Genomic DNA, 10,819 nt, shown 5'->3' on the forward strand with positions numbered 1-10,819 from the left:
GGGGAGATACGATTTTCTTCTGCAGACGTTCCTCAAGGAAGTTCCGGAGGACCTCCTCGTCTCGATGAGGGGCCATGCGGATCTGTCGGGGGACAAGAATCACTTTTCGGCCGGCGCTGTCGTCAATCAGTTGAACGTGACGCTTTTCGGCTACAGCTTTTCGAGCGATTCCGAGATACGGCTCGAGGTGAAGGACAAGAAGGTGATCTTCCCCGGCATGAATCTGCGGGGCGGCACCACCGCCTTCAAGGTGCGGGGCAGCATCGAGGCGAACAAGGGGTACGATCTCGTCATGGAAGGCAGTTCGGACCTTGCGCCGTTGAAGGGCTTTTCGAAGAAGATCGAGACGATTAAGGGAGATGTTGCTTTTGATCTTTCCGTCAGGGGGGCATGGGATAATCCGAGGGTGAACGGAACCGTGACAGTTTCGGACGGTCTCATCGGCATACGAGGGATGCCCTACCAGGTCAGTTCCATTAACTGCTCTCTCACGATGAGTGAAGACAGGGTTGTCATAGAGAAGTTTTCGGGAAGGGCAGGCGGCGGTGATATCAGTCTATCGGGTATCGCCTACATCCAGGCCTTGAAAATAAAGAGATTCTATATTGATTCGGTGCTGAGCAACGTCAGGCTCGATATCTCAAAGGATTTTCCGGCGAATTTCAGCGGGACCCTTCTCTATAGGGGGACCGTGGATTCGCAGTCGCTGAGCGGGGATATCAAAGTCAATCACGCCCTTTACAGGGAGCGAGTGGACTGGCAAAGCTGGCTGCTCAAGGCCAAAGCGAAAGAAAGACCGAGGGGCGAGATCGGAGCTTTTGAAAAGACGAGTCTCAACATAAGGATACAGAGTACCGACAATGTCGTGCTCGACAACAATATCGCGAGGGCAACCCTGAGTCTCGACCTGCTCCTGAGAGGGAACATCGCACAACCGGTCATCTTCGGGCGCGTCGAGATGCTGACCGGCACCGTTTACTTCAGGAACAACGAGTTCAAGATACTCAGCGCGAGAGCCGATTTCTCCGACCCGAAGAGGATCAATCCTGTGATGAATATCGTGGCAGAGACATCTATACAGGGGTATACGATACGGTTGAACCTCGAGGGTCAGTTCGACCACTTTGACCTCTCGTTGACTTCAAATCCGTCTCTCGAGGAGACCGAGATCCTCAGCCTCCTCACCGTAGGCACCCTCCAGAAGGAATCGAAGGGCATTCAGGGCGGCATCGGAGTGAGTGCGGCGACGACATTTCTCTCCGGGCAGTTCCAGGACGTCGCTCAGGAAAGGATACGGAGCATCACGGGAATCGACAGGGTCAACGTGGAGCAATATACCTCCCAGATAACGGGAAAGACCGAGCCGAGGGTGACGGCCACCAAGAGGCTCGGGGACAGGGTATCGGTGGCCTATTCTACAGCGCTCGGTTCGGCATCGTCGTATATCATCAAGGTGGAATACGACGTAACCAATAATGTCTCTCTCATCGGCCTCAGGGATGAAGCGGGCGGTCTCGGAGGGGGCATTAAATTCCGGTTCGGCTTTAAATGAGAGGACCGGGTCGGAAGATGGAAAAGGTCTGTTCTTTTGCGTTCGCCGTTCTCGGTCTTCTGATCCTTGCCCGTGCTTGGTGCGAGGCATCCCCGGCTGAGGGCACCGCGGCAGAGGTTCCGATAAAGACGATAACCGTCGAAGGTCTTTCTTCTGTCAGCAAGGCGGAGTTCCTTGACCTGCTCGGTTTCAAGGTGGGGAAGCCCCTCGATCGGCGCGAAGTCAGGATAGGAATCAAGCGTGCCTTCCTGAAAGGCATCTTCGAGGACATCGAGGTACACGCAGATGAGAGGGGGGCGGATGTGACTGTCGTCGTCAAGGAACGGTATCACATCGGGAAAATTCGCATCAGGGGAAATGACTCTCTTTCAAAGCGCACGATACTGCGCGCCTTCTTGCTGAAAGAAGGGGAAATCATGAGGACGGACCTCCTCAGTGAAGCGACGAAGCGGCTGGAGGATGACCTTTCCGTAATGGGATTTCCGAACGCCGTGGTATCCGTTGAAGTCTCACCGACTGTAAAGCCCTATACGTCGGACCTGACTGTCACGGTAAAGGAGGGAGAACCCGTTCGCATTGAGGGCATTGCTTTCCGGGGCGTCTCTGAAGAAGAGGCGAGGGGGATAATGCGAATACGGGAAGGCGATATCTATGACCGGCAAGCCATCGGGAAGGAGATAGAACGCGTCAGGGAACATTTCAAGAAGCTCGGGTACCTGAACCCCCTTGTCACGTATACGTTCCGCGACGGCATCCTCGAGGTCGACATCAGGAAGGGGAAGAAGCTCTCTCTCCATTTTGAAGGCAACAGTCTCTTCAGTTCGAAGAAGCTTTTGAAGGAGATGCCGTTCTCCGAGGCGGGAGAGGTGCGGGATGACTACATTGATGAGGCGGACAGAAAGATCATATCCCTCTACCACGACAAGGGATATCCCTTTGCTCAAGTGGCACCCGTCGTATCCGAGTCGGTCGAGAAGGGTGAGGACATCGTCGATCTCCGGTTCTTTATCTTTGAAGGAGAACGGGTGAAGGTCGGCACTCTCAGCTTTTCCGGCATGACCCTCCCTGAGGAAAACGTCAAGGACGTCCTTCCCCTAAAAGAGGGCGATCCCTATAATCCCGACCTCTTGTCTTCCGACATGGATGTGATTCGGGAATTCTATATCGCCTTGGGATATCGTGAGGTTGAGCTGGAAGGTCCGGAGGTGACGATAGAGGACGGCAGGGCAAAGATCTTCATAAAGGTAAAAGAAGGTCCAAAGACCGTAATTGAGAGGATCGAGATAACCGGGTCGGCATCGGTTCCCATAGAGGAGATACGCAAGGTGATCGGATTGAAAGAAGGGTCTCCCTATAATGAGGTGGATATCGCGGATTCCCGGCTGCGGATCATGGATATCTACCGTGAGAAGGGATTTCTTAGTGTCGAGGCGGATGCCAAGGTGGAGTTCGCCGGGGAAGGCGCGCTGATCACCTTCGGGATACGGGAGGGGGAAAGAACGTTTTTTGGCAAGACGATCATAATCGGCAACACGCAGACGAAAAGAGAGGTGATCGAGCGCGAACTGATTCATAGGGAAGCGACGCCCTTCAATTACAGCCTGCTCGCAAAGGAGCGCCAGAAGCTTTATAAGCTCGGTCTCTTTACCGATGTTCGCGTCGAGGGCCTTGACCCGTATGACCATGAGAGCGACGTCCGCATCGACGTGGCTGAAGGCGATGCGGGAACGGTCGATGTCTCTTTCGGCTACGACAGCTATTATAAATTCACAGGGCTCCTGAATGTCGGTTACAGAAACCTCTTCGGCATGAACCGGCAGATCTCGCTCAAGGTAGGCTATAGTTCGCTCGAAAAGCTCGCTTCTCTCGACTACCTGGACCCTTGGTTCCTGGACAGGCACCTTCAGTTCAAGGGGACGCTGTTCTATGTCAATAAGGAAAACAAGAATATCGATACCAAGGTGATCATGTACCGGTATAGAAAGACCGGAGTTGCCATAGGAATCGAAAAGCCTTACACGAGTGCCGTCAAGGGTGAGCTCTACTATGAATATGCCCTCTGGGATACCTTTGACGTTCAGCCCGGCATGATACTCACCCCTCAGGATGTGGGCAGGCTCAATGTCGGCAGCCTGCGTCCGGGAGTCACCTACGATACGAGGGACAACCCTTTTGATCCGAGGAATGGTATCCTTGCAGGAGCGTCCGTGAAACTTGCATCTCAGGCGCTCCTTTCCCAGACGAACTTTGCGAAGGCGGTCTTCAACGGCAGCCTCTACCATGAACTCGCGAAGCCTCTTGTCCTCGCCCTCGCCTTCAGGTTCGGCGTCGCACAGGCCTGGGGGGCTTCCACGCCGATTCTTCCCCTGGAAGAAAGGTTCTTCCTCGGGGGCAGGGATACGGTGAGGGGCTACGCTCAGGACACCGTCGGACCCCTCGGTATTAATGTTGCTCCCACAGGGGGCAATGCCTTCATCGAGACGAACGTTGAGCTCAGAACCTTTCTCTGGAAAGGTCTCGGTATCGTCACGTTTATCGACAGCGGTAACGTCTGGCAGAAGGCGAGCGAGATAGATTGGTCCATCAGGCATACCATCGGAGCGGGACTGCGGTACAATACCCCTATAGGACCGCTTCGACTCGATTACGGGTATAAACTCAAGGCAGTGCCCGGCCTGAGCAGAAGCGAGATATTCTTCAGCATAGGTCAGGCATTTTGAGGGTGTCATATGAATGAAGCTGAGGGAATAACAATGCCGAAGGCTTTTTGCATGATCGGAGTCATCGTCCTCGCGCTCTCTGCTTTTCCGAGCAGCGGGGAACTCATTGACCGGGTCGTCGGCTCTGTCGATGACAGGGCAATTACCCTGAGCGAACTGGACGAAACCTATGAAAAGACGAAAGAGGTGCAGCCGGACATCTCCCGCAGCGAGGTGCTGACGACTATGATCAACCGGTTGCTGATCCTGAACGACGCGAAGAGGTTGAAAATGGAGGCGGCAACGGATGATGAACTCATCAATCAATACATAGAGCTCAAGGTGAAGGCGCTCATAAGGATTAAGGAGGAAGAGATACGAGACTTTTATGACAAGAACACCGAGGAGTTTAAGGGGGCCCCTTATGATTCGGTGCGAGACAAGATCGAGGAAATACTGACCGAGAAGGAGACGAATGCCCGCCTGAAAAAGCAGATAGCCGAGCTGCGGTCGAAGGCGTACGTGCAGATTTTAGAGTAGATTGCGGAGGGTCTGCTTTTCTCTCTTCCCGTGATGTTCTCGTTGACGATGAAATCTGTCCGTTGACCGGTATCAGGACAGGCCCGGTTCAAGGATCCGCGGAAAGCGGAACGCAACGGAGTACGTCGAATTATCGATAAGAAAAACATGCTTTTCCCGAGAGGGGCGCAGTTTCTCAGCAAGAATGGCTAATTCACTCTATTTGCTTTTCATGACAGAGAGAGAAAAAATATTACTAGAAGAGGCAAAAGCAGACATCTCCGTTATCGATTAGGATGCGGAAGCTCTGCTGGCAGGGGTGCCGCAAAAGAAAGCAGCCATAAGCGGCACTATGAGACCCTGAAAAAAAGAAAGGAGAACGCAATATGAGAAAGATACATCTGATCATCTTCCTATTGGTCCTTGGTCTTGCAACTGCAGGCATCGCAGCAGAAAAGAGTTTCAAGGCGATGCTTTCAGGGAGCGAAGTCGTCCCCGCCGTTGAAACAATGGCAAAGGGTGAAGCGACTTTTACTCTCAGCAAGGACGGCAACGAACTGAGTTATAAAGTGACTGTTTCCGATATCGAGAATGTCACCGCTGCCCATATCCACATGGGGAAAGCAGGGAAGAGCGGTCCGCCCCTGGCACTGATCGATGTCAAGGGCAAAAAGGCGGGTAAATTCAGCGGCACCCTCGCCGAAGGTAAGATTACCGCAAAGGAGCTTATGGGCTCACTCATGGGGAAATCCGTAAAGGATCTCGTCAAGGAGATGGAGGCGGGAAATACCTACCTCAATGTTCATACGGAGAAGTATCCTGACGGAGAGTTGAGAGGACAGATCAAGTAAACCTCTTTGCGGGTCATCGAAGGCCGAAAGCGCCGTCACGAGTTGTTGATCGTATCGATGAGGGCTTTCAGCCTCCCGAAGTCTCTGCGGTCGAAGTCCATGACGAGCCTCGGCAGAGCGGATATCTCGGGCTCGTCGGCTTCGGCGGGCAGGGGGCCTGAGAGGAACATCTCGCCTTGCGGCGAGAGGATGTCCGAGAAACTTTCTTTGAGCCTCTCGACGAAGACGGGATCAGGCGAAGAGGTGAGTCGTAACACGAGCCGCCCCTCGACGTATCTCAGGCTGTGATAACGGCGGTAGAAACGGTTTATCCTCTCGATTACATCGTCAACCGAATCGACGCATTCGAAAAGGGAAAAATCAGAATCTTGAATGTAGCCCTGTCTGAGAAGCTGTTCCTGAAAAAAATGAATGCATTCGGACCAATAGCTGCCGCCAGGAGCATCAACAAGGAGAAGCGGCAACGGGTCGCGCTTTCCCGTCTGAACGAGCGTAAGGGTTTCCATAGCCTCATCAAGGGTGCCGAACCCCCCGGGGAAGAGAACGATCGCATGGGCCTCTTTGAGAAAGGCCACCTTGCGGTTGAAGAAATACTTGTATACGATGAGACGGGGATTTCGCTCGAGTACCGGATTCGGTCTCTGCTCGAAGGGGAGACGGATGTTTACTCCGAAGGAATGGGCCGGCCCGGCGCCCTCGTTAATCGCCTGCATAATGCCGGGACCTCCGCCGGTAATCACCATATGTCCTTCCTCGGCGATTTTTCTGCCGAGGAGGCGCGCCATCCGATAAGCAGGCTCATCCGGCCCTGTTCTGGCAGAACCGAAGACGGTAATTTTTCGCACGTTCCTGTAGGGGCCGAAGATCTTGGCGGTGAAGCGCATCTCCTTCAATGTTGAGTTCATGAGCTTGAGATCCGCCTTATTTTCTTCCTCCTGACCCGCCTTGAGTGCGGCGACAATCATCTCACGGACGATTTCAGGCGAATGTATACCACCCACCAATTCGATGAGGTGATCGATCTCTCTGTCTGCAGGACCGTTGGTTCTCGTGAAACTGAGTTTCATAGGGCCGTTACCTGTTTGCCGTTGTCATCATGAACGTTAAGGAGCAGCCGGAGTGTTGTCACGAGTTCGGAAGGCTGAGGATAACCGCAGATTCGTCGCACTCGGGGAATTTCGGACACCGCAGACACTCCCCCCAGATCTTCTGGGGCAGCTTTGCCTTGTCAATATCCTTGAAACCTAATTTCTTGAAAAAATCCGGATGATAGGTGAGCGCAAAGATACTCCGAATGCCGAGTTTCCCGGCCTCTTTCACGCAGGTCTTTACGAGCCGTCCGCCGATACCGGAGCTCTGGGCATCCTGCCTCACCGCAAGGGACCTGACTTCGGCGAGGTCCTCCCAGAGGATGTGCAGGGCGCAAACGCCCTTTATCTCGCCCCCGTCTTCGCAGACCGAAATATCCCGTATGTTCTCATAGAGGTCATTGAGGGCGCGGGGTATCATCCGGCCCCTCTTGGCGAATTCGTTGATGAGCCGGTGTACGGGTTTTATATCGTCAATTCTTGCTTTTCGTATCAGCAATGTATTCTATTCCTTTCCTTATGGCCTCCTTGTTTCCGGGGAGGGTCTTCTTTCTTTTCAGCGGCGTCAGGGCCTCCAGCGCTTTTATGGCAGACTCTTCACTGAGCAGTCCTGTTGCAGAGAGCAGGGCACCGAGCATCACCATGTTCGCAGACTTCAGCCCTGAGTTCCGAGATGCCGAGGCGATTTCGGTGGCGGGGACTCCGATGGAACTGATGTCAGGCCTGAGTTCAGGCGACTTGATGAGGGAGGATTCGAATATGAGGATGCCCTTGGGCCTGATGAGCGGCTGGAATCTCTTCAGCGACGCTTCATTCATGGCTATCAGGATGTCGGGGTTTCTCACAATGGGGGAACCGATCATCTCATCGGAGATGATCGCCGTGCAATTAGCCGTCCCACCGCGCATTTCCGCGCCGTAAGACGGGAAACAAGTCACTTCCTTGCCGCCGATCATCCCCCCATACGTGATGAGCCGTCCGAGAAAAAGGATACCCTGACCTCCGAACCCGGCAACAATAATTTTTACTTCACCCATCTGAGGCTTGTCGGTCCTTCAGTATGCCGAGTTTGAATATGGGCATGAGGCTGGAACGAATCCAGTTCACCGAGTCTTCCGGCAACATTCCCCAGTCTGTCGGACAGGGCGAGAGGATCTCCACGAGGCTGAACCCCTTCCCCTCTATCTGGTTTCTGAATGCCCTGTCGATAAGGGACCTTGTTATGAGGAGGTTTTTCGGTGAATCTACGGATGTCCGTGCGATGAATGAGGCGCCTTCTATCGTCGCGAGCATCTCCGCGACACGGAGCGGGTAGCCTGCGTGGGCGGCTTCCCTCCCGGACGGCGTCGTGGTTGTCTTCTGGCCGAGGAGGGTTGTCGGGGCCATCTGCCCCCCCGTCATCCCGTACGTGGCGTTGTTGACAAAGAAGATCGATATGTTTTCCCCGCGAGCAGCGGCGTGAATTACCTCAGCCGTTCCGATGGCGGCGAGATCGCCGTCTCCCTGGTAAGAGAAGATGATCCGGTCAGGCAATACCCGCTTCATCGCGGTAGCTGCCGCAGGGGGTCTGCCGTGAGCAACTTCGAGCATATCGAAATTAAAGTAATCGTAAGCGAAGACAGCGCAGCCAACCGGCGCTATCCCGATTACCCGCTCCCGCAGATCCAGTCTGTCTATCGACTCGGCGATAAGCCGGTGGATGAGACTGTGTCCGCAGCCGGGGCAGTACCTGAAGGGAGTATCTTTCAGGCTCTTCGGTCTCTCAAAGACCTTTTTCATCGTCAATCTCCTTCAATAGGCCTTCGAGCAACCCGGAGTCGCTTGCGGTGATCTCGGTGAAACCGAAATTTTCCATAACTCTCATTGTAAGCAGAACGCCCGGGATAATCAAGTCAGCGCGACCTGCTTCGAGACCGGCAATATCCTGTCGTTCCTTGAGGGTAAGAACGATGAGCCGATCTCTTATCCGATATAACCGTGAACGGGTAAGACGGCGCATATGCACGGCCTCATGATCGTACTTTTTCAGGCCGAGGTCTATCGATGCGAGTGTCGTGATCGTGCCTCCTGTTCCGACGAGTCTCTCGAACTGACGAGTCCCTGTCGGGATATCCCACCCATCCGATCGCAGAGACATGTCGATCGTTCCGACAAGAGCTGCTATCTCCGCCGCAGCCGGCGGGTCTGTCTTCAGAAAGTTCTCCGCAAGACCTACTACGCCCAGCGGCACGGTTTGGCAGAAAACCTCTGCGTCCTGAACTATCCATTCAGTGCTTCCCCCGCCGATGTCAATGATGAGGGACGCACCCGTGGAATGGTGGAACCCGGCAAGTACTCCTCGTGAGGTCAGTTCAGCCTCACGTCTGCCTGAGACGACCTCGATCCTGATGCCGCTTTCGGCATATGCCGCGGCTATGAACGCCTCGCTGTTCTCTGCATCTCTGAGCGCGCTCGTACCGACCGCCTTGACGTCTCGCACTCCGAAGCGGCTCATGGAACCCGCAAAGGACTTCAGGGCCGACAGGGATCTTTTCATATTCTCTTCACCGAGCCTTCCTGTCTCGCCGAGCCTTTCAGCCAGTCTCGTAATAACGCGGTCGGTATACAAGCGTGAGACCTTATCGCCCGTGACGGACCCGATGAGGAGCCTGAGCGTGTTTGATCCGACATCGATGGCGGCAGATGGCATAGGTATTTTTATTCTACCATAGGCGACATGCGGGTCTTCCGATCCTAGGGCTTCCATAACGTGGAGATGCTGCTACTCGATGTAACGAACCGTGAAAGCTCTACGCACATGAAAGCTCTACGCACGTTGACTTCAGACTAAAGCGAGGTATACTGAGGTTAAAGATTAATAACGAAGCATGGGAGGGATATCATGGAGAAATGGGTGAGGATATGTTTTGCAATTGTTTTTTTATTTGGATGCATGGCCTGGCCGTTTGATGTGCGAACTGAGGAAGCGAGCCCCGGCCAAAAAGCCGCGCGAAAAGATATTGAAAAAAATCTTGAAGCAACCATGGGAATGCCAGTTCTGAAAGGAGGTCTTTGGCAACAGATGACCCCGGATTCTAAAGTGGCATTTATATGGGGGTTCGGACACGTAATCGCCATTGAACAGCACCTGGCAGAAAAGTACCCGGAGCTGAAGAGGGATGGTTTTGAGGCAAAGGTCCTTGAAGGAATGGCTGGTACCCCCATGAATGACGTTATAGCTCGGATAGATAAGTTTTACGCCACGAATCCGGATCAGATAGAAATGCCTGTGATGAGCGTGCTCTGGGCTACGTCGATCAAGCCTTATATAAAGACCGGCATAGCCGGTCGACCACTGAACTAGAGATCCGACGTTATAAGAGGAAAGGAGAAAAGAGATGAAACGCGCAGCGATCATATTTGTTGGTCTTATTTTGCTTGTTGCGTCTGGGTGTTCCGGAATGAGCAGAACACAACAAACGACTTTGAGCGGGGCTGCCATTGGCGCTGCGGGCGGGGCAGTCGTTGGCGCATTCGCCGGGGGAAGCCCTGCGGTCGGAGCAGTTGTCGGCGCCGGCATAGGGGGGGTCACGGGATACATCATCGGCGAGCACGGCGAGCATCATTACCACTAGGGGGCATGAGCAGCAGGGTTCCTGAGCCCTTACCGAGTGGGAGCTATACGGAGGGTTGGGGAGGATAACGGCGCGCCGGTCAAGAACCAATCCGTGCCGAAAACAGGCAAAACACGATGGACACGATCATTCACTATCTCAGGGATTGGATACTGTCAGCTCCCGACTCCACAGACTAATCTTTATCCGAGCTGCGTTGTTGGAAGTGAACAGTTCCGAAAGTAATACTCGTTAGAATGACAATTTCCCTTTCTGGTACCGGAAGTGAAATTTGAGAAGCACATGCATCATTGTCCCTCCTCCTTCTTCTCGCCCTTTCCTTTCTTTCCGCCGGTCAGATAAGCCTTCATAGGCCGCCATCCGAAGAACAGGCCTCTGTGTGGTGCACCCACGATATTATGAAGTGCAGACATACCGATGACAGCCAGAAACGCAAAAGGCAAAGCAATGACAAATGCGAGACCGATAAACGGTGCGGCCACCATCCAGCCAAATG

Annotated in this window: 12 protein-coding genes; 6 read left to right on the forward strand and 6 right to left on the reverse strand. The window is 53.8% G+C overall.

Going from position 1 to position 10,819, the window contains the following annotated elements:
• From VEI96_04510 to VEI96_04525, 4 genes are all read left to right on the forward strand, one after another.
• The coding region (locus VEI96_04510; protein ID HXX57240.1) for a translocation/assembly module TamB domain-containing protein at positions 1 to 1,552 on the forward strand (1,552 nt) is incomplete at its 5' end.
• A gap of 17 nt (positions 1,553 to 1,569) precedes the next feature.
• A complete protein-coding gene (bamA, locus tag VEI96_04515; GenBank protein ID HXX57241.1) occupies positions 1,570 to 4,272 on the forward strand; it encodes an outer membrane protein assembly factor BamA in 2,703 nt (900 codons plus the stop codon).
• 9 nt (positions 4,273 to 4,281) lie between these two features.
• Positions 4,282 to 4,791 (forward strand): hypothetical protein, encoded by a 510-nt coding sequence (locus VEI96_04520; GenBank protein HXX57242.1) that lies wholly within the window; start codon positions 4,282 to 4,284, stop codon positions 4,789 to 4,791.
• Between the two features lie 365 nt (positions 4,792 to 5,156).
• Positions 5,157 to 5,621, forward strand: a complete 465-nt coding sequence (locus tag VEI96_04525; GenBank protein HXX57243.1) for a CHRD domain-containing protein — start codon at positions 5,157 to 5,159, stop codon at positions 5,619 to 5,621.
• Between the two features lie 35 nt (positions 5,622 to 5,656).
• Here the strand turns inward: VEI96_04525 and VEI96_04530 are convergent, their stop codons facing one another.
• The 5 genes from VEI96_04530 to VEI96_04550 are packed head-to-tail and all read right to left on the reverse strand — an operon-like array spanning position 5,657 to position 9,398.
• Positions 5,657 to 6,688 (reverse strand): TIGR00730 family Rossman fold protein, encoded by a 1,032-nt coding sequence (locus tag VEI96_04530; protein ID HXX57244.1) that lies wholly within the window; start codon positions 6,686 to 6,688, stop codon positions 5,657 to 5,659.
• A gap of 58 nt (positions 6,689 to 6,746) precedes the next feature.
• Positions 6,747 to 7,208, reverse strand: coding sequence for an N-acetyltransferase (locus VEI96_04535; GenBank protein ID HXX57245.1), 462 nt, complete (start codon positions 7,206 to 7,208; stop codon positions 6,747 to 6,749).
• Positions 7,183 to 7,746 (reverse strand): 2-oxoacid:acceptor oxidoreductase family protein, encoded by a 564-nt coding sequence (locus VEI96_04540; GenBank protein HXX57246.1) that lies wholly within the window; start codon positions 7,744 to 7,746, stop codon positions 7,183 to 7,185. Before VEI96_04540 ends, VEI96_04535 begins: the two co-directional genes overlap by 26 nt.
• The gene (locus VEI96_04545) at positions 7,739 to 8,488 is read right to left on the reverse strand and encodes a thiamine pyrophosphate-dependent enzyme (GenBank protein HXX57247.1); all 750 of its coding nucleotides are present in this window, start codon (positions 8,486 to 8,488) and stop codon (positions 7,739 to 7,741) included. The genes VEI96_04540 and VEI96_04545 overlap by 8 nt, the downstream gene beginning before the upstream one ends.
• Complete coding sequence (locus VEI96_04550) at positions 8,472 to 9,398, reverse strand: Ppx/GppA phosphatase family protein (protein ID HXX57248.1); 927 nt, start codon at positions 9,396 to 9,398, stop codon at positions 8,472 to 8,474. Before VEI96_04550 ends, VEI96_04545 begins: the two co-directional genes overlap by 17 nt.
• 192 nt (positions 9,399 to 9,590) lie before the next feature.
• Here VEI96_04550 and VEI96_04555 point away from each other — a divergent pair, with 192 nt between their 5' ends.
• Both VEI96_04555 and VEI96_04560 read left to right on the forward strand, forming a co-directional pair.
• On the forward strand, positions 9,591 to 10,052 hold the full coding sequence (locus VEI96_04555) for a hypothetical protein (GenBank protein HXX57249.1): 462 nt from the start codon (positions 9,591 to 9,593) through the stop codon (positions 10,050 to 10,052).
• A 34-nt stretch (positions 10,053 to 10,086) separates the two neighbouring features.
• Entirely contained in the window at positions 10,087 to 10,323 is a 237-nt protein-coding gene (locus VEI96_04560) for a YMGG-like glycine zipper-containing protein (GenBank protein HXX57250.1), read from the forward strand.
• Positions 10,324 to 10,610: 287 nt separating this feature from the next.
• On the opposite strand, the gene VEI96_04565 is transcribed toward VEI96_04560, so the two are convergent.
• On the reverse strand, positions 10,611 to 10,819 hold a 209-nt coding region (locus tag VEI96_04565), incomplete at its 5' end, for a hypothetical protein (protein HXX57251.1).

This window comes from Thermodesulfovibrionales bacterium (assembly GCA_035622735.1).
Classification (GTDB): Bacteria; Nitrospirota; Thermodesulfovibrionia; order Thermodesulfovibrionales; family UBA9159; genus DASPUT01.

Coding starts and splice junctions, on each gene's coding strand:
- bamA (HXX57241.1), top strand. CDS start 1,570: ATGGAAAAGGTCTGTTCTTTTGCGTTCGCCGTTCTCGGTCTTCTGATC.
- VEI96_04560 (HXX57250.1), top strand. CDS start 10,087: ATGAAACGCGCAGCGATCATATTTGTTGGTCTTATTTTGCTTGTTGCG.
- VEI96_04545 (HXX57247.1), bottom strand. CDS start 8,488: ATGAAAAAGGTCTTTGAGAGACCGAAGAGCCTGAAAGATACTCCCTTC.
- VEI96_04555 (HXX57249.1), top strand. CDS start 9,591: ATGGAGAAATGGGTGAGGATATGTTTTGCAATTGTTTTTTTATTTGGA.
- VEI96_04550 (HXX57248.1), bottom strand. CDS start 9,398: ATGCCATCTGCCGCCATCGATGTCGGATCAAACACGCTCAGGCTCCTC.
- VEI96_04520 (HXX57242.1), top strand. CDS start 4,282: ATGAATGAAGCTGAGGGAATAACAATGCCGAAGGCTTTTTGCATGATC.
- VEI96_04540 (HXX57246.1), bottom strand. CDS start 7,746: ATGGGTGAAGTAAAAATTATTGTTGCCGGGTTCGGAGGTCAGGGTATC.
- VEI96_04525 (HXX57243.1), top strand. CDS start 5,157: ATGAGAAAGATACATCTGATCATCTTCCTATTGGTCCTTGGTCTTGCA.
- VEI96_04530 (HXX57244.1), bottom strand. CDS start 6,688: ATGAAACTCAGTTTCACGAGAACCAACGGTCCTGCAGACAGAGAGATC.